The 17,812-nt window shown below is 68.5% G+C and carries 17 protein-coding genes and 2 pseudogenes; 7 read left to right on the forward strand and 12 right to left on the reverse strand.

The features are described 5' to 3' along the window. Positions 1-32: 32 nt before the first annotated feature. The 5 genes from BST44_RS06030 to BST44_RS06050 all read right to left on the reverse strand — a co-directional run bounded on the left by BST44_RS06030 (position 33) and on the right by BST44_RS06050 (position 5,241). The gene (locus BST44_RS06030; RefSeq protein ID WP_083175698.1) at positions 33-1,457 is read right to left on the reverse strand and encodes an aldehyde dehydrogenase family protein; all 1,425 of its coding nucleotides are present in this window, start codon (positions 1,455-1,457) and stop codon (positions 33-35) included. A 163-nt stretch (positions 1,458-1,620) separates the two neighbouring features. Then, complete coding sequence (locus tag BST44_RS06035; RefSeq protein WP_083175700.1) at positions 1,621-2,562, reverse strand: class I SAM-dependent methyltransferase; 942 nt, start codon at positions 2,560-2,562, stop codon at positions 1,621-1,623. Positions 2,563-2,592: 30 nt separating this feature from the next. Next, complete coding sequence (locus tag BST44_RS06040) at positions 2,593-3,534, reverse strand: class I SAM-dependent methyltransferase (protein ID WP_083175702.1); 942 nt, start codon at positions 3,532-3,534, stop codon at positions 2,593-2,595. A 55-nt stretch (positions 3,535-3,589) separates the two neighbouring features. Next, positions 3,590-4,255, reverse strand: coding sequence for a TetR/AcrR family transcriptional regulator (locus tag BST44_RS06045; protein ID WP_083175704.1), 666 nt, complete (start codon positions 4,253-4,255; stop codon positions 3,590-3,592). A gap of 2 nt (positions 4,256-4,257) precedes the next feature. Next, a complete protein-coding gene (locus tag BST44_RS06050) occupies positions 4,258-5,241 on the reverse strand; it encodes a pirin family protein (protein ID WP_083175706.1) in 984 nt (327 codons plus the stop codon). Between the two features lie 173 nt (positions 5,242-5,414). Here BST44_RS06050 and BST44_RS06055 point away from each other — a divergent pair, with 173 nt between their 5' ends. After that, positions 5,415-7,418: a chloride channel protein gene (locus BST44_RS06055; RefSeq protein ID WP_083175708.1), complete on the forward strand. Its 2,004-nt coding sequence runs from the start codon at positions 5,415-5,417 to the stop codon at positions 7,416-7,418. On the opposite strand, the gene BST44_RS06060 is transcribed toward BST44_RS06055, so the two are convergent. Both BST44_RS06060 and BST44_RS06065 read right to left on the reverse strand, forming a co-directional pair. After that, the gene (locus BST44_RS06060; RefSeq protein WP_083175709.1) at positions 7,415-7,963 is read right to left on the reverse strand and encodes a Dps family protein; all 549 of its coding nucleotides are present in this window, start codon (positions 7,961-7,963) and stop codon (positions 7,415-7,417) included. The two genes, BST44_RS06055 and BST44_RS06060, sit on opposite strands and share 4 nt — an antisense overlap. Positions 7,964-8,058: 95 nt before the next feature. Beyond that, positions 8,059-8,970, reverse strand: a complete 912-nt coding sequence (locus tag BST44_RS06065) for a DNA-3-methyladenine glycosylase family protein (RefSeq protein WP_083175711.1) — start codon at positions 8,968-8,970, stop codon at positions 8,059-8,061. A gap of 54 nt (positions 8,971-9,024) precedes the next feature. Here BST44_RS06065 and BST44_RS06070 point away from each other — a divergent pair, with 54 nt between their 5' ends. Then, the gene (locus BST44_RS06070) at positions 9,025-9,420 is read left to right on the forward strand and encodes a nuclear transport factor 2 family protein (protein WP_244184737.1); all 396 of its coding nucleotides are present in this window, start codon (positions 9,025-9,027) and stop codon (positions 9,418-9,420) included. Here BST44_RS06070 and BST44_RS06075 read toward each other — a convergent pair. The 4 genes from BST44_RS06075 to BST44_RS06090 are packed head-to-tail and all read right to left on the reverse strand — an operon-like array spanning position 9,417 to position 12,240. Continuing rightward, positions 9,417-9,797: a DUF427 domain-containing protein gene (locus BST44_RS06075; RefSeq protein WP_083175714.1), complete on the reverse strand. Its 381-nt coding sequence runs from the start codon at positions 9,795-9,797 to the stop codon at positions 9,417-9,419. The two genes, BST44_RS06070 and BST44_RS06075, sit on opposite strands and share 4 nt — an antisense overlap. 59 nt (positions 9,798-9,856) lie before the next feature. Further along, positions 9,857-10,672 carry a class I SAM-dependent methyltransferase gene (locus BST44_RS06080; protein WP_083175865.1) on the reverse strand — a complete coding sequence of 272 codons (816 nt, stop codon included), beginning with the start codon at positions 10,670-10,672 and terminating at the stop codon, positions 9,857-9,859. An 18-nt stretch (positions 10,673-10,690) separates the two neighbouring features. Beyond that, entirely contained in the window at positions 10,691-11,716 is a 1,026-nt protein-coding gene (locus tag BST44_RS06085; RefSeq protein WP_083175716.1) for an NAD-dependent epimerase/dehydratase family protein, read from the reverse strand. A gap of 14 nt (positions 11,717-11,730) precedes the next feature. Beyond that, positions 11,731-12,240 (reverse strand): nuclear transport factor 2 family protein, encoded by a 510-nt coding sequence (locus BST44_RS06090; RefSeq protein ID WP_083175867.1) that lies wholly within the window; start codon positions 12,238-12,240, stop codon positions 11,731-11,733. A gap of 109 nt (positions 12,241-12,349) precedes the next feature. Here BST44_RS06090 and msrA point away from each other — a divergent pair, with 109 nt between their 5' ends. From msrA to BST44_RS06110, 5 genes and pseudogenes are all read left to right on the forward strand, one after another. Further along, positions 12,350-12,862, forward strand: coding sequence for a peptide-methionine (S)-S-oxide reductase MsrA (gene msrA, locus BST44_RS06095; RefSeq protein ID WP_083175718.1), 513 nt, complete (start codon positions 12,350-12,352; stop codon positions 12,860-12,862). Positions 12,863-13,049: 187 nt separating this feature from the next. Next, entirely contained in the window at positions 13,050-14,663 is a 1,614-nt protein-coding gene (gene mdlC, locus BST44_RS06100) for a benzoylformate decarboxylase (protein ID WP_083175720.1), read from the forward strand. Between the two features lie 6 nt (positions 14,664-14,669). Continuing rightward, positions 14,670-14,938: pseudogene (locus tag BST44_RS31665) on the forward strand (alcohol dehydrogenase catalytic domain-containing protein); the annotation flags it as partial. Positions 14,939-15,055: 117 nt separating this feature from the next. Beyond that, a pseudogene (locus BST44_RS31670) lies at positions 15,056-15,187 on the forward strand (zinc-binding dehydrogenase); the annotation flags it as partial. Between the two features lie 42 nt (positions 15,188-15,229). Next, positions 15,230-16,447: a PucR family transcriptional regulator gene (locus BST44_RS06110; RefSeq protein ID WP_083175722.1), complete on the forward strand. Its 1,218-nt coding sequence runs from the start codon at positions 15,230-15,232 to the stop codon at positions 16,445-16,447. Between the two features lie 11 nt (positions 16,448-16,458). On the opposite strand, the gene BST44_RS06115 is transcribed toward BST44_RS06110, so the two are convergent. Next, complete coding sequence (locus BST44_RS06115; protein ID WP_083175723.1) at positions 16,459-17,796, reverse strand: cytochrome P450; 1,338 nt, start codon at positions 17,794-17,796, stop codon at positions 16,459-16,461. Positions 17,797-17,812: the final 16 nt, after the last annotated feature.

A 17,812-nucleotide genomic window follows, 5' to 3' on the forward strand; every position in this document is an offset into this window, starting at 1 on the left:
CTGCTTTCTGGCAAGCGATTTGCTGTGGCGGTTCAGAACATCCGGCGGGCCATCTTGAATGCCCGCGCCGTGTACGGCGGGTAGATGAAGCTCGACAGGTCGGGCCGGGTCGGCTTGGTCAACACCGACTTGCGGTGGCTGAACTCCTCGAAGCCGTAGCGGCCGTGATAGGCGCCCATCCCGGAGGCGCCGACACCGCCGAACGGCAGCTTGGCCGTCGACACCTGGAAGGCCAGGTGGTTGACCAGCATGCCGCCGGCCGGCACCTCCTTGATCACCCGCTCGCGGGTCCCGCGCGTCTTGGTGAACAGGTAGGCGGACAGCGGCTTGGGCCGCGAGTTGACGAAACGTATCGCGTCGTCCAGGGATTGGACGGTGATCACCGGCAGCACCGGCCCGAAGATCTCGTTCTGCATCAACGGGCCGTCCGGGTCGGGGTCGACCACGACCGCGGGCTGGATGCGCAGGGTCGACGGGTCGCATTTGCCGCCGACGATGACCTTGCCGTCCCCACCGGCGAGGTAGCCGCTGATCCGGTCGAACTGACGCTGGTTGACGATCCGCATCCCGTCGGGCTTGTCCGACGTGAACTTGGTGATCGCCGCGCCGATCTTGCTGACCAGCTCGTCGCGAATCTTGACGTCCGCCAACACGTAGTCGGGGGCGACGCAGGTCTGCCCGGCGTTGAGCAGTTTCATCCAGGCGATCCGCTTGGCCGCCACGTCCACGTCCGCGTCGGCCGCGACGATCACCGGGCTCTTGCCGCCGAGCTCCAGCGTGCACGGGGTCAGGTGCGGCGCGGCGCCCTCGTACACCTTGCGGCCGATCTCGGTGCCGCCGGTGAACAGCACCCGGTCCAGCCCCTGCGCGATGAGTTCCTGGCTCACCGCACCGTCGCCCTCCACCACGGCGATCGCGTCGCTGTCGAGGTATTTGGGCACCAGCTCGGCCATCAGGTGGGCGGACGCCGCGGCGATCTCCGACGGCTTGAGGATGACGGCGTTGCCGGCCGCGATCGCACCGACCGCCGGGCCCAGCGTGAGGTAGAACGGGTAGTTCCACGCGCCGATGATCAGCACGGTGCCGTACGGCTCGTATTCGATCCACCCGCGCCCGGGCAGCTGCGGCACCTCGAGCAACTGATATTTGCGGCGCGTCCATTTGCGCACCCGCTTGGCCGCGTACTTCGCTTCACCCGCCGTGGTTGCGATATCGGCGATGAACGCCTCGAAGGGGCTGCGGTCCAAATCCTCGGCGAGAGCGGCCGCGATCGCGGCCTCGTTCTCTTCCATCAGCTTGGCGAGCTGCAACAACTGCCGTCTGCGCCATTCGACGTCCCGGGTGCGCCCGGTGGCATAGGTCTTGCGCAGCCGCTCCACCGTCGCGGGAATGTTCGCCGGCGCAGATGCGGCGCCGTTGGCGACTGATGCCTTGGGTGTAACCGATTCGGTGGTCATCGTTGTCCTTCCCCTGCTTCGGTTCATCCCGGACGCGCCCGTTGCTCGTCGCACGAGCGCTCGTGGGTGATAACCGCGATCCTAACCATCCGGTTGGGAGAGCAGTAAGGAAGATCCTGCGGGGTGCGCTGGAGCCGCCGTCAGGGTTCGATCGCGCTGACGATCAGAGCCGTTCGGCGATGACGAAGTCGGAGAAGGCGTCCTTGTCGTCGTCCAGCTCGACGCTTTGCACCCTGCGGTTGAGGCGGTGCATCTCGTCGATCGAATTCTGCGCCGTCGCGCGCCAGCCGTGCTCGTTGAGCCACTGGGTGAGGTCGGCACGGTGCTCGTCGCGGTACATCAGCTCGCCGACGTCGACGGTCTCCTCCAGGCCCAACTCGTCGGCGACCTTCTTGAACCGTTCCCGCATCTTCTGGCGACGCTCCTCGGCGTGCATGGGGGCGGTTTCGGCCGAGACGCGGCTGCCGGCCGGGCTCAGCTCGCCGATCTGGGTGAACAGCTTGTCCTGGGCCTCGGCGGGGAGGTACATCAGCAATCCCTCGGCCAGCCAGGCGGTCGGCTTGGTCGGGTCGAAGCCGGCGGCGCGCAGCGCGGCCGGCCAGTCTTCACGCAGGTCGATCGCGACCTCACGGCGCTCGGCGGACGGGGTTGCGCCGCTTTCGGCCAGCGTGGCCGACTTGTAGTCCAGCACCTGCGGCTGGTCGATCTCGTAGACGACGGTGCCGGCGGGCCAGTCCAGCCGGTAGGCCCGGGAGTCCAGCCCCGACGCGAGGATCACCACCTGCCGGATCCCGGCGGCGACGGCGTCGGCGAAGTAGGAGTCGAAGAAGTGGGTCCGCACCGCCTGGTAGCCGCGCATGTGTTGGATCCGTGCGGCGGATTCTTCGTCGATGGCCTCGATCTTGGCCACGACCTTCGGGTCCAGCATGGCCTCCCACAGGACCGCGGCACCGGCGTTGTTGACCAGCAGCCGGGCATAGGGGTCGCGGATCAGCGGGTCGGGCTGCTCGGTTTCGATGGCCCGCGCGGCGGCGACCATCACCGCGGTGCTGCCGACACTGGTCTTGATGTCCCAGGTGTCGTCGTGGGTGCGCAGTGAGCTCATCGAGTTGCTCCTCGGGTCTGGGGGTGGACGTCAGGCTGTCGGTTGGCCGAGACGGGCCCGCAGCAGCGTGCTGCGGACCGCGTCCTCGGCCAGGTCTTCGGGTACTGGGCGGCCCAGCCGGGCCATTTCCTCGCGGTTGTCCACGGTCCGCACCTGCCAGCCGTGGTCGGTCAGCCATTGGGCCGCATCCGATCGGTCCGGCTCGTGATAGGTCAGCGCCTGCACGTTGACGTCGAGGCCGAGGCGTTCGCGCATCCGCAGCCAGCGCTGCGAATTGCTCCGCGAGTTCATGCCGAACGCCTCGATCGCGACCTGGCTGCCCGGTGCGCTCAGCGCAGTGAACATCTCGAACAGGCGGTCTTGGGCGTCGCTCGGCAGGTACGGCAGCAGGCCCTCGGCCAGCCAGGCGGTCGGTCGGGTGCGGTCGAATCCCGCCGCGGCCAACGCGGCCGGCCAGTCGTCGCGCAGGTCGACGGGGACCGGTCGGCGGCTCGCGGTGGGGGCGGCGCCATGCTGTTGCAGCACCGCGGCCTTGTACTCCAGCACTTTGGGCTGGTCGATCTCGTACACCGCGGTGCCGTCCGGCCAATTCAGGCGGTAGGCCCGCGAGTCCAGACCGGCGGCCAGGATGACCACCTGCCGGATCCCGGCCTCGACGGCGTCGGCGAAGTACTCGTCGAAGAAATGCGTGCGCACGGCCTGGTAGTCGATGCCGATGCGATGCGCGCGGCGACCGTCCTCGTCGCCGTCGAGCCAGGCCAACTCCGGATCGGTGAGCCGGGCCCATGCCGGACCGGCCGACGAGACGAGGACGCGGGCGAACTCGTCACGGATCAGTGGATTGCTCCCGGCGGTCTCCGCCGCCCGCGACGCGGCGACGCCCAGCGCGGTGGCACCGACGAGTTCGGTGATGGCCCAGCTGTCGCCGGCAGATCTCAGGGAAGGCGGTAACGACGCGTCCAGATCAGTCATGACCGGTCCATCGTACCGGGATAAGTTAGTTAGCCTATACGCTTTGTGCGCAACCTCACTGCGCCCGGGTGGGCGCCAGCCCGCTGGCTCCCCCGGGTCCGCGGAGCGCCCCTTCCAGCAGCCGCTGCATCGTCCCGGTGATGCCCAGGAGGTCCTCCGGGCTCTGGACGAAGCCGGCGTACAGGCCCACCCCGCACATCAGGACCAGCAGCGCCTCGACCAACGCCGCCGCGTCGATGTCGGCCGCGACCTCGCCGCGCCCGATCGCGTCATCGACGGCCCGGACCAGAAATTCGCGGACGATTCGCACGGAATCGTTTTCGGTCGTGCTCCATTCCGGATGGCGCTGCGATTCGAGTACCCCGGTGATTATCAGGGCCGATCCGGCGGGATTTTCGGAATTGGCGCGCACCGCAACGGAAATGAACGCGGCGAGCTGCGCCGGCAGCGTGGTTTCACGCTCGGCCTGTTCGATGCCGGTTCCGATGACGGCTTGATTGGTTTGCTCCAGCACCTCCCGATACAGGACCCGCTTGCTGGAGAAGTAATGGTTGATCGCCGGCCGCGTGAGGTCGGCGCGAGCCGCGATGGCCTGGAAGGTCGCGCCGTCGTACCCGCGTTCGCTGAACACCAGCCGAGCGGCCCGCATGATGCGCTGTCGCGTCTCGTCCGCCTTCGCGGCAGGTGGCCGTCCCGGCCGACGGCTCACCCCTGAAGACACCGTTAGAGTGTGCCACCGCCGTGGTGCGGCATCAGGGCATTTGGCGGAATGCTGCCAAATTTGCCGGCCCGGTAGTCCTCCAGCGCCTCGATCAATTCCGACCGCGAGTTCATCACGAAAGGCCCGTAATGGAATACCGGCTCCCGAATGGGCCGGCCGCCCAGAAGCAGCAGATCCATCGCGGTCGTGCGCGTCGATTCCTGCGCCCGGTCGGCGCCCACGGTGATGCGATCACCGGGTCCGAGTACCGCCAATTGCCCCTGGCGAATGGGGTGGGCGACGGGACCGACATATCCGCTCCCGGACAGCACGTAAACCAGCGCATTGAAGTCGCGCCGCCACGGCAGGTTCAGCCGGGCGCCGTTTTCGATCGTGGCGTGCGCGAGCGTGATGGGCGTGTGGGTGACGCCGGGCCCCCGGTGGCCGTCCACCTCGCCGGCGATGATGCGGACCAGCGCCCCGCCGTCGGCCGAGGCGACCAACGTCGCGTCGCCCCCGTCGATGGCCTGGTACCGGGGTGGGGCGAACTTGTCGCTCTTCGGCAGGTTCACCCACAACTGGACGCCGTGAAAGAGGCCCCCGCTCTCGACCAGTTCGGCGGGCGGCGTCTCGATGTGCAGGATGCCCGAACCCGCGGTCATCCACTGCGTCGCGCCGTCGGTGATGAGGCCGCCGCCGCCGTGGGAGTCCTGGTGGGCGAACCTGCCGTCGATCATGTAGGTGACGGTCTCGAACCCGCGGTGCGGATGCCAATCGGTCCCCCTCGGCTCGCCTGGCTGGTACTCCACCTCGCCCATCTGGTCCATGTGCACGAACGGGTCCAGCGCGGCGGCGCTGACCCCACCGAAGGCCCGGACGACGGGGAATCCCTCGCCTTCGTAGCCGCGCGGGCCGGTGGTGATCGACCGGATCGGGCGCTCGGTGTCGGCGGGGCCGGCGGTGCCGACGCGGGGCAGCGCCAGCGTGTTTGCCGTGATAGCGGGCATGTGTCCTCCATATCCAGAACTACCCATATAACCGGACCGCAGTCCAGTTATTCCCCCACACCCTCCGCGCGAGAAACTATTGCGTAGTGCAATATTTGCTGTAGGCGGATGGTCATCGCGACCGCCGGCCCGTTCAGCGGGCGCACGGCGGTCACCGGGGGAAGGATGCGTGCATGGGGCAAAAAACGACGGCCGTCGCTCCGGCACGCACGAGCCGGACAGTCTCGGACGCGGCGGGCCGATTTGCCGGCTGGATGCGCGCGAACCGGCTCGGATTGTTCTGCGTGGCAATCCTCGTCGGCCTCGGCGCCGGGCTTGGCGCCGTGGCGTTCCGCTACCTGATCTACGGCTTCACCTGGCTGGCGACCGGGCACGACGAGTTCGGCCAGGACGGTTGGGTGGGCAGTGACCACCTGCCCTGGCTGGGTCTCGGCTTCTTCGTCGTCATCCCCGTCGTCGGTGGCTTGCTCTACGGGCCGCTGATCTCCCGGTTCGCCCGCGAGGCCCGCGGCCATGGCGTCCCGGAAGTCATGATCGCGGTGGCGGAGAACGGGGGGCGCATCCGCCCGCAGGTGACCGTGGTGAAAGCCCTGGCCTCCGCGCTGTGCATCGGTACGGGCGGGTCGGTCGGCCGGGAGGGGCCGATCGTGCAGATCGGCGCGGCGCTGGCGTCCGGCTTCGGCCAGTGGGTGCGCATGCCGGAAAACCGGCTGCGGGTGCTGGTGGCCTGCGGCGCCGCCGGGGGCATCTCGGCCACCTTCAACGCCCCGATCACCGGGGTCTTCTTCGCCGTCGAGCTGATCCTGCGCGAACTCTCCGTCGAGGGGATCTTCACGATCATGCTGTCGTCGATGGTCGCCGACGTGGTCGCCCGCGTGTTTTTCGGCTCGGACCCCTTCCTCACCCAGCTGCCGGAAGGCATCGAGCTGAACCACATCGCCAACTACCTGCTGGTGGCGCTGCTCGCGGCGATCGCCGGGCTGATCGGGATCCTGTTCAAGAACGTCCTCTACAAGACCGAGGACCTGTGCGACCGCGTGTGGGGCGGGCGCCCCGATTGGGCGCGGCCCGCGGTCGGCGGGGTGGTGCTGGGTCTACTCCTGCTCGCGCTGCCGCAGCTCTACGGGGTCGGCTATCCGGTGATGTACGCCGCCTTCGCCCACCACTACGCGATCTGGTTCCTGGTGCTCCTCGCGGCCGGCAAGATGCTGGCCTGCAGCCTGACCATCGGGATCGGCGGCTCCGGCGGCGTGTTCGCGCCCTCGCTGTTCGTCGGGGCCACCTCGGGTATGGCCTTCGGACTGTTCGTCCAGCACACGATCGGCACGGCCGTCGGGCATCCCGCGCTCTACGCGATAGTCGGCATGGGCGCCGTATTCGCCTCGGCCACGCGCGCCCCGCTCACGGCGCTGGCGAGCACCGTCGAGATGACCGGCGACTTCACCCTCACCCTGCCGGTCATGCTGGCCGTCGCCGTCGGCACGACCGTCTCCCGCGGTGTCTCCTACGGCACCATCTACACCACCAAGCTGCTGCGCCGGGGCATCGACATCGACCGCCCGACTCCGACCCACGCCTTTGCGGACCTCACCGCGGCCGACGCCATGCACCGATTCGCGGTTCCCCTCGATCTCGCGCACCCCGGCGGCGACGGCCATCGCGACTTGACGGGCTTGCTGGGCCCGGTTACGCGCGTCCGCGAACCACAGGCGCTCTTCGCCAACGACAGCCTCGCCCAGGCGTTGCGCCAGCTCGTGCTCTACGGGCGCGACGGGCTGCCGGTCATCGACACCGAGGCGCGCTCCGTCCAGGGTTGGCTGACCAATCAGAACGTGTTGCGGGCGGTCGGCGCCTACTTCACCGACGTCCAGCCCGACGCCGTCGCCGGCCACCAGGCCGCCGAGCCCGCCGGCCCCCCATCGGCGACCCCCGAACACGACCCACACAGCCAGCTCGAGGGCTATTGCATCGTCGAACACACGCTGGACGGTGACTCGGTCGCCGTCGGCCGAAGCCTCGGCGACCTGGACTGGCCGGCGGGCCACTTCCCGGTCTCGGTGGTGCACCACCGGCAGCTCGTCGAGCCCGAGGCCTCCCTACGGCTCGCCTCGGGCGACCGGGTCAACGTGCTCGCGCCCAAACACAATGGGCACCAAGCGGATTCGGCGTCCGGCTAGGACGCGCTACGCGCACTGCTCGCGGCGTCCTTCTCCGTGGACGAGCCCTCGTGGGTCAGCTTCCCGCCCGCGTTCTCCAGGTGCGCCCGGACGAACCACTGGAACTTCTCCAGGTTTCCGGCCTGGTCGATCAACAGGTCCTGGGTGACCGGGTCGAGTTCCTCGGTCTCCCCGATGTACTTGCGGATGTCCTCGACGATCCCGGTGTAGACGAGATCCAGCGCGGCCAGGTGCGCCTGGACGCAGTCGCGCCCGACGGAATAGTCGTCCCAGGTGCGGTCTTTGATGATCGCTCCGGGCGTGCCCTGCGGCGATCCGCCGAGGGCGGCAATCCGCTCGGCGACGTCGTCGGCGAAACCACGGACCGCCTCGACCTGCGGGTCGATCATCTCGTGCACGCCAATGAAGTTGGGCCCCACCACATTCCAGTGGACGTGCTTGAGCGTCAGGTGAAGATCGTTGTAGGTGCTCAATTGCTTCTGCAGCAGTTCGGTCAACCGGGCGCCCTGCTTGTCGGTGAGCCCCGGGATGGTGAACTGTGTCATCGATTTGCCTCCGTTTCGCACACGGTCACGTGCTCAAAGGGGGTTACCCGGAGGTGGTGGCGGAAAACCCGGCCCGGGCGAGGCCATGACCACGTTTAGAGTTCGCTGATCTGCTGAACCGGCAGCCGGGCCCCCCGCCTCGGTTCGTAGGCCAGGCCGCTGGCCTCGAGAAGCCGCACCACTCGGTGGCGGTGCGGCCGCATCGGTTCGAGCAGTTCGAGCATGCCCGCGTCGTCGACCGGGTGGCCGACCAGCGTCCAGCCGATCATCTTGGGAACGTGGTAGTCGCCGACCGAGAGGGCGTCGGCGTCCCCGAACGCCCGTTGCGCCGTCTCGGCGGCGGTCCACTCCCCCACCCCCGGCAACGACGTCAACGCCGCGCGGGCCTGTCCGGCCGGGCGGGAGACCAGCCGCTCCAGTGCGGCCGCCCGTCGCGCACACGCCACCACGGTCTGCGCACGCCTCGGGTCGACATTGGCGCGGTGAAACTCCCACGACGGGATGTGGCGCCATGCCTCGGCCGATGGGGGCACGCGCATCCTGTCCGGCGCCGGTCCCGGGGCCGGCGAGCCGTACCTGGACACCAGCAGGCGCCACGACCGGAACGCGTCGGCCCCGGGCACCCGCTGCTCGATGATCGCGGGAATCAGCGCCTCCAGCACCAGGCCGGTGCGGCCCAGGCGCAGGTGCGGAACGCGCCGGTGCGCGGCGGCAACGGTTGGGTCCGAGGGAACGAAATCCGTGGCATCGTCGTCCAGGCCGAGCATCCCGGGAAGCCTGTCGACGAACTCCGGCGCCCCGCCGCCCCACGCCACGCAATGTGCGGCGTTGGCGGCAGCGCGGCTGATCCGGGCGGTGACGGGACCGGTGGGCAACAGGCTGGTCCGCCAGATGGCGCCGTCACCGGGCGCGTGGAAACAGGGATCGCCGAGCCCGCGCCGCAGCGGCGCCAACGTGTGCCCGAAGCTGGCCGGCCCGGGGAACGTGACAGTGCGCGCGCTTTCCACCGACCCATTCTCCGATTGACCGTTAACGATGTGCCAAGTCAATATTGCGATGTGATGACGCCGTTCGATGATCCGCAGGGCGAACTGGCCTGGATGTTCCTGCAGAGTACGAGCGAAGGGGGCGACCTCGACGAGGGTTTCGCGCTGCTCAGCGACGACTTCACCTACTGGTCACTGGTCACCCGCTCCTCCTGCGACAAGCAGGCCTTCCGCCGCACGGTCGAGCGGCGCAAGCAGGACCTGGAGCTGACCATCGACCTGGTGCGCTGTGTCAACGAAGGAGAGACCGTGGTGGTCGAGGCGCAGGCCAACGGCACCACCACCAGCGGCGTCGAATACGACAGCCCGTTCGTCTGCATCTTCGACACGCGCGACGGGCTGATCGTCTCGATGCGGCTGTACAGCGACACCCGGGCGCACGAGGCCGCGCTCCCGGGGTGGATCTGTTAGGACGCCGAGACGCTGATGTCGGCCTTGTTCGGGTAGAACGCGACATGCCCGGCGATCGCCGCGACCGCGGGATAGGGGTGCTCGTAGGTCCAGATCGCGTCCTCGACGGTGTCGCCGGCCGAACTGGTCACGCTGTAATAGCTGGCCTCACCCTTGAAGGGGCAATAGCTGCTGGTGTCCGTTCGGGTCAGCCGGTCTTGCACCACGTCGCTCATCGGGATGTACTGCACCGCAGGCAGAGTCGCTTCGCGCAATTCGAGGGCCGCCGTCGTGTCGGCGACCAGCTCGCCGTGGACGCGAACCTGCACCCGCCCCTTCGTCGGCTCGATGGTGATCGGGTGTCCGGCACTGGGCTCTTTGATTTCGGGGTGGCTCATGGTCTCCTCCTAGACGCCGATAGCCAGTGCAACACGGGTCGGACCGCGAGACTTCCCGATCACGGCGGTCCGAACGCGTAGCGGTGGTACTGCGCCATGTTGGCCATGGCTGGAACCAGCGACATGACCCGGCCCATCACGTGGTAGGCGCGCGGAAGTCGCTCGAAGGTGTCGGATTCAAACCACCGCACCCAGGAGAGCAGTCGAGTGCCGGGCACCGCCGCGAGTATCTCGCCCGGGCCGTCGATGCCCCAGCTCAACCTCGATCCCGACCGGCGCACCACGGCGTTCATCCACTGAGACTTGATCCCTACCCGGTTGAACGCGTCGAATTGCAGCTCGCCGCGGCCGAAGCGGTCTACGACCCTTCGCAGCAGCGTGATGCCGTCCTGTTCGCGCAGATACATGGTCAGGCCTTCGGCGATCATCAGCGCGGGCCGGCCAGTGGGTATCTTCGCCAGCCAGGCCGGATCGGTTACCGAAGCCGCGACGACGTGGCAGTGCTCGGCGGCGGGGTAGAGCCGGGTGCGCAGGTCGGCGACGTCGGGGTAGTCGATGTCGTACCACTCCACCAGCGGGCCGGGTTGGAGCCTGAAGTACCGGCCGTCCAGTCCGCAACCCATATGCAGCACAACGGCGCTCGGATGCGCGTCAAGGAATTGGCGAGCCCAGATGTCCAAGTGCGCGGTGCGGGTCGTCACCGATGCTGATTTGCGCGGGGTGATTGTGGTCTTGACCCAGTCGTACTCGATCCGCCCGACGGCCTCCTTGGCGTAACGGTCACCCAGGATCGCGTTTGGCAGGTCCGCGTCCAGCGCCTTGGCATACAGCGTCGCCAGCATCGTCTGCGGCGGCCCCTCGAGGTCGACGCGTATGCGGTCCACGGGCGGCGCCTATTCGGGTTGCGTGGCCGGTGTGTTCTTTCGGGGGGTCCGCATGGCCGCCCAGAACCGGGCAGCCTCGCGGATCGATTCCTCGACCGGGCGTGGCTGCCAGCCCAATTCGCGCCTGGCCTTGGTGCTGTCGACGTCGGCTTCGGACCGCATCATGCGCACCGACGCGAGGCTGAGCTCGGAATCCTTGCCGGTGAGCCGGGCCTTCAGGCTGCCCAGGGCGGAAAGGGCGTACAGCATCGGCACCGAAATCGAGCGCTGCGGCGGCGACACCCCGGCCTCGTCGGCGGCGATGCGTACGACGTCGTTCAACGCGATCATCCGCTCGGAGACCAGGTATCGCTCGCCGATGCGGCCCCGCTCGGCGGCCAGGATCATGGCCCGCGCGGCGTCGTCGACGCCGACGACCTCCAGCTGGATGCCGTTCATTCCGAAGGGCAGCTTGCCGAACACCGCGCCGGCGATGAAGGCACCGTGCGGGGTGCCGCCCCAGTCACCGCTGCCATAGGTGGTCGACACGCACATCGCGACGGCGGGCAGCCCGGCCTCGGCCACGTAGCGCATCACCAGGTCTTCGGCCTGCACCCGGGATTGGACGTAAGGGGTCTGGCCGCGCGGGCTGATCACGTCGTCTTCGGTCGCCACGTGCCCCCGTCGCCGGCCCACCGTCGCGTAGGTGCTGGTGAAGACGAACCGGCGCAGGTCGGGTTGGTTGACGGCGACGTCGAGGACGTTGCGCAGACCCTCGACGTTGGTGCGAAACAGCGGCGCCGGGTCACGCAACCACGCGCGGGTGTCGACGACGCAGTAATAGACGTCGTCGACGCCGTCCATCGCCTCGCGCAGTGTGGCGTCGTCGAAGACGTCGCCGTGAAAGCGGGTCAGCTCGAGGTCGTCGATCGAGCGGGTGTTCGCGTTGGGGCGCACCATCGCCCGCACCGGCACGCCGTCGGATACCAGCTGGCGGGTGACGTGCGAACCCAGAAAGCCGTTGGCGCCGATGACGAGTTTGGGTTTGACGCCCACCGATTCCCCTTCTGTCACGGTTGTCCGCCGCCGTTCTCCCGCATCCAGCGCGCGGCGTCTTCGTCGAGCGTGCCGAGTTCCTGTGCCTTGCGGCACCACTTCATTCCGGCCCGCAGGAAACGCAGCGGGTTGTAGATGTCTTCCTGACGGCGCCACAGGCCGTCGCCCGCGTAGGTGACGATCGAGATGTTCGTCGCGCTGATCACGCTTCCGTCGCCCGGGTCGCGCATGGGGTTGTCCAGTTCGCAGATGACCCGCCCGGTGGACTCGTCGATGACCGACCACAGCGAGGGGAACGCCACCATGTGGCTGCCGGGGTAGGTCGTCATCGTCCGCGTGATCCACTGGCGGACCTCGTCGCGGCCCCGCATCGTGCCGGCGGCGTGTTCGACGTATTCGACGTCGGGCGTGTACTGCTCGACCCAGGCGTCCCAGTCGTGCGTTTCGGCGGCCCGGGCCACCGTCTGCTCGAATTTCTCGAACGCGTCGGACAGCTCGCTGCGGGAGAAATCTTGCGTGATCATGATGCGGCACTTCCCGAAATCGTCGCGACGTTGCGGCTCATCGGCGGAGTGTAGCCTGGGCAGCACTGCGGCCGGTCAGGAGGACGAGCGCCGGTCAGGGAGGACGAGCATGGCAACCCAAAAGGCGATCCTTGCCGGCGGCTGTTTCTGGGGGATGCAAGAACTCATCCGCAAGCAGCCGGGTGTGGTTTCGACCCGGGTCGGTTACACCGGCGGCGACGTCCCGAACGCGACCTACCGCAACCACGGCACGCATGCCGAGGCCGTCGAGATCGTCTACGATCCGGCGGTCACCGACTATCGCACCGTGCTGGAATTCTTCTTCCAGATCCACGACCCGACAACGAAAGACCGCCAGGGCAACGACCGCGGCCCCAGTTACCGGTCGGCCATCTTCTACCTCGACGAGGAGCAGAAGCGGATCGCGCTCGACACCATCGCCGATGTCGAAGCGTCCGGGTTGTGGCCCGGCAGGGTGGTGACCGAGGTCAGCCCCGCCGGGGACTTCTGGGAGGCCGAGCCCGAGCACCAGGATTACCTGCAGCACTACCCCAACGGGTACACCTGCCACTACATCCGCCCGGGCTGGAAGCTGCCCCGCCGGGCCACCGCCGGCCAGTAGGCGCTCCCGCTTCCGTGACGGCAGTGTGGGCCCGCACCGCGGCGGCCACCGGATGTTGTCGGCCACAACATCGACATGGCGGCCCGGCGGGACCGAGAATCTAACGCAACGGATGTGAGAGGCGCTCCCTGCTGGGTGCGCCCTTCACATGCGCGGAACGTCCGTTGCCGAAGGGAGTCTCGGGGTCATGTCGTCTCAACCCACCGTCTGGGATGCCACCTACGATCTGTTGCGCACACTGGGTTTGACGACGGTGTTCGGCAATCCGGGGTCGACCGAGCAGACGTTCCTCAAGAACTTCCCCGACGACTTCACCTACGTGCTGGGCCTGCAGGAGGCGTCGGTGCTGGCCATGGCGGACGGCTTCGCGCAGTCGACGGGCGAGCCGGCCCTGGTGAACCTGCACACCGCCGCGGGGACCGGCAACGCGATGGGCAGCTTGATCGCCGCGTACAAGAGCAACACCCCGCTGATCGTCACGGCCGGACAGCAAACCCGGGAGATGATCTTGTCCGAGCCGTATCTGACCAACACCAGCGAATCGCTCCTCCCCCTGCCATGGGTGAAGTGGGCGTATCAACCCGCCCGCGCAGAAGACGTGCCCGCGGCGTTCATGCGGGCCTACACCGTCGCGGTGCAACCCCCGGCCGGTCCGGTGTATCTGTCCATCCCCCTTGATGATTGGGACAAGCCGGCGCTCGGGCCGGCGGTGGTCCGCTCGGCCAGCCGGCGCAGCGCCCCGGACGCGTCCCGCCTCGGTGAATTCGCCGACCGCATCAACAGGGCCCGCCGCCCCCTGTTGGTCTTCGGCCCCGAAGTCGATCGGGCCGGGGCGTGGGGCGCCGCCATCGCGGTCGCCGAGAAGGTGCACGCGCCGGTTTACGCGAGCGCGCTGCCCGACCGGGTATCGTTCCCCGAGGACCATCCCCTGTATCAGGGCATGCTGCCGATGACGATCGCGGAGGTGAACGCGGTGCTGCGCGGCCACGATCTGGCCATCGTGGTCGGCGCCCAGGTTTTTCGCTACTACCCGTACGTTGCCGGCGACCATCTGCCCGCGGGCACCGAGTTGCTGCACATCACCGCGGACCCGTGGCTGGCGGGGGCCGCGCCGGTGGGTGACAGCCTGCTCGGCGACACCCTGCTGGCGCTGCGGCAGCTGGACCCGCTGATCGAGTCCAAGTCCGACCGGCCTACACCCACCCCGCTGGACCGCGGCCCGGGCACCGTCGAAGCCGCCAGCGCGCCGTTGACCCCGGCTCAGGTGTACTCCGCGCTGAGCACGGTCAAACCCGCAGAGGCCGCGCTGGTCAACGAATCGACGTCGACCATGGCCGAGCAGGCCCGCTGGCTGCCCACCCTGCAGACGCATTCCTTCTTCGCCACCGGCAGCGGCGGGATCGGGTGGGGAGTGCCGGGCGCGGTCGGTGTAGCGCTGGGTGACCGCGCCCGCGGCCGCAAACGCGCGGTCGTCGCGACCATCGGCGACGGGTCGTTCCAGTATTCGATCCAGGCGATCTGGACGGCGGCGCGACACAAGTTGCCGATCGTGTTCGTCGTGATGCGCAACGGCGAGTACTCCGTCTTGAAGTCGTTTGCGTTGCTGGAAAAGACGCCCGGGGTACCCGGGCTGGATCTGCCCGGCCTCGATATCCAGTCGCTGGCGACCGGGTTCGGGTGCCGGGCCGTGACGGTGGGCGGTACCGAGGAATTGGTCAAGGAGTTCGAAGCCGCGCTCGGCGCGAACGGGCCCACCGTCATCGTGGTCCCCACCAAACCGCAACTCGCGCACCTGGGCTGACACCGGATGCGAGCCATCGAGGTCACCGGAACCGGCGGCCCGGAGGTACTGGACTGCGTTGACAGACCGGTGCCCGAAAAGCGCAGGGGCAGGTGCTGATCAAGGCCGAGGCGATCGGCGTCAACTTCATCGACACCTACTTTCGCGCCGGGCTGTACCAGCAGCCATTGCCGTTCGTCGTGGACAGCGAGGTCTGCGGGACGGTGGCCGGCATCGGTGGCCGGACGGACCGGGTGCGGGTCGGCGATCGGGTGGCCACGTCCGATGCCGTCGGACCGGTCCCGCCCGTGGACCCGCAGCGGCTCAACGCCGCCGTGTCGGTGTACCTGCCCCGCCGGATGCGCACCCACTTCAATCGAACATACGATGAGTTCGCCTGGCGCTCAAGCGAGTTATTCGATGCCATCCTGTCCGGCGACGTCAGCGTGACCACCGGAACCAAGTACAGCCTTTCCGATGCCGCCGACGCCCATCGCGACCTGGAGGCGCGAAAGACCCACGGGTCGACGGTCTTGATCCCCTGACACAGCCGCCCCGGGGCACGCGGCACCGATTAGGCTGCCGCTATGACAGCCGATTCCGCCGACGCGCAACTCGCCGAGCTCGGTGTGACGCTGCTGTCCCGCGCCGACGAACTGGCCGACACCATGCTGGGGCTCATGCGAAGCGATGTCGGTTTTCACCGGTCAGTGGCGCTGGTGAGCGACGACCAGTTGCGGAGCACGGTGCGCAACCACCTCGATTTCATCCTCGGCGTATTCGGTGAGCCGGAGCGCACCTATGACACCACCGCGGCCGCGATGACCGGTCGCAACCGGGCCGTGGCCGGGGTACCCCTGCCCGCGGTGATGGACTCCTACCGGATCTGCGCCCGATTCCTGTGGGACGAATTGCGCTCGGAGGCCATCCGTTCGGCGACGGTGACCGACGCCGGATTGGTGCGCGCCGCGTCGGCGATGTGGATGGCACTCGACGAGTTCACCACCGCGATGGTCACGGGATACCAGGACGAGGTGGCACGCCGACTCGTCGGCCGCCAACGGGAACGCTCGGCAATGGTGCAGGCGCTGATCGACGGCCGGCTGCCCGACACCGTGGAGCTGTGGAATGCCGCCGACGCCTTGCGAATCTCGGTGCACGGGCCGTATGTGGTCGTGTGCGCGGAATTGGCCAGCGTCGGCCGGTCGGTGTTGCCCGACGTCGAGGACCACCTGTCTGCCCTCGGAATTTCCTCCGCCTGGCGGCTGCAGCCCGACGTCGAGATCGGCATCGTGCGCCTCGGTCCGTCCGCAAAGCTGGACCTCGTGGTCGATCGGCTCCGCGAATATCCGGCCACCCGAATCGGCGTCAGCCCCCCGATCGATGACCTCGCGGATACCGCCACCGCATTGCGCCACGCACGCATCGCGATGACGGGGTGCCGGCCCGACCGCTCACCCGTCACCGTCTTCGACCGAGACCTGCTGGCGGTGACGGCCGCGGCCGCCCCCGATGTGATGGACCGCGTCGCGGCCAACGTCCTTCGCCCCCTTGATGATCTGCCCGACCACGACCGGGAGGCGCTACTCGACACCCTGGAGGCGTGGCTGGACAACGGGGGCTCCGCTGAGCGCGCCGCACAGGCGCTGTTCGTCCATCCCAACACGGTGCGCCAACGCCTGCGCAAGCTCGAGCAGCGAACCGGGCGCGCGGTGACCGAGCCCCGCGCCGCCGCGGAGCTGTGCATCGCGCTGGAAGCGGTACGCCGCGGCGCGAAACAGGTCACCGGCCCGGCGATTCGCTGACGACGCCCGGCTCAGCGCCGGTGCGCCACGATCCGACCGCCGTCTTTCGGCGTGTAGGCGACGCCCCGGCCGTGCCACTTCTCCCCGGGTGCCGTCGTGGTCTCGATCGTGAAGTGGCGCAGCACCGTTCGCAGCACGACATCCATCTCCATGTTGGCGAAGGCCGCGCCGACGCAGCGGCGGGTGCCGCCGCCGAACGGTATCCACGCGAAGGCCGACGGCTTGGTCCCGACGTACCGCTGCGGATCGAAGCGCTCGGGGCTCGGAAAAACAGCCGGGTTTTCGTGGATCTGGGCAATGCTCACCAGGATTGACTCCCCGCGCGGAATGACCCACTCGCCGAGTCGATACCGCGGTAGGTAGACGCGCCGGGCGGCGAAATCGATGACGGTCCGGGCCCGCTGGACTTCCAGGATAGTCGCCTGACGCAGCTCCTGGCCGCCATCCTGACCGGCATTGTCGGCCTCCTCCACCAGGGCCGCCAGCACATCCGGGTGACGCGTCAGCCGCTCGAACGCCCAGGCCAGCGTGGACGCCGTCGTTTCGTGACCGGCGGCCAGCAGCGTGAGCAGCTCGTCGCCGATGTCCTTGCGCGACATGGCCGAACCGTCGTCGTAGGTGCTGCGCAACATCAGTGCGAGCACGTCGGTGCGCTCGTCGAAGTTCGGATCGGCCCGCTCGATTTCGATGAGCCTGTCGATGATGGTGTCGTACTGTCGGCGCCACTCGTCCAGGCGCCCCCACGGGCTGAAGCGCCCGTAATTGCGTTGCGGCTTGGGCATCGTCGCCATCCGCGAGCCGAGCGTCACCCACGGCGGGATGAGCCGGCGCAGCTCGTCGAGTTCGGCTCCCTCGGCCCCGAAGACGGCGCGCAGGATCGCGTTGAGCGTGATGCGCATCATCGACGGGAGCGTCGCGAAGGGCTCCCCCTCCGGCCAGCCGGCGGTCTCGCGCAGCGTCTCCTCCTCGATGATCGCCTCGTACTTCTTCATGCTCTTGCCGTGGAACGGCGGTGCCAGCAATCGCCGCCGGCGGCGATGGTCCTCCCCGTCGAGGGCGAACACCGACCCCGAGCCGAACAGCCGGCTCAGGTTGGGCTGGATGTTGCCGAGCTCGTCCGGGCTGGTCGTGAAGATCTGCTTGGCCAGCTGCGGGTCGCCGACCACCACGACGCGGCCGTAGATCGGCAGGTTGAGGGTGAAGACGTCGCCGTGCCGACGGGCCAACCGCTGGATCATCGCCCGCCGCGACACCGCAAAGCCCAGCCCCTGCAACAGCTTCGGGAGCCGGGTCGCGGGGGGCAACCTGACGGCGGCGGTTGCCGGTGGGGCGGTGGTCACTTCACTCATGGCGGGCTACTCCCCC

The organism is Mycobacterium scrofulaceum (genome assembly GCF_002086735.1).
Classification (GTDB): domain Bacteria; phylum Actinomycetota; class Actinomycetes; order Mycobacteriales; family Mycobacteriaceae; genus Mycobacterium; species Mycobacterium scrofulaceum.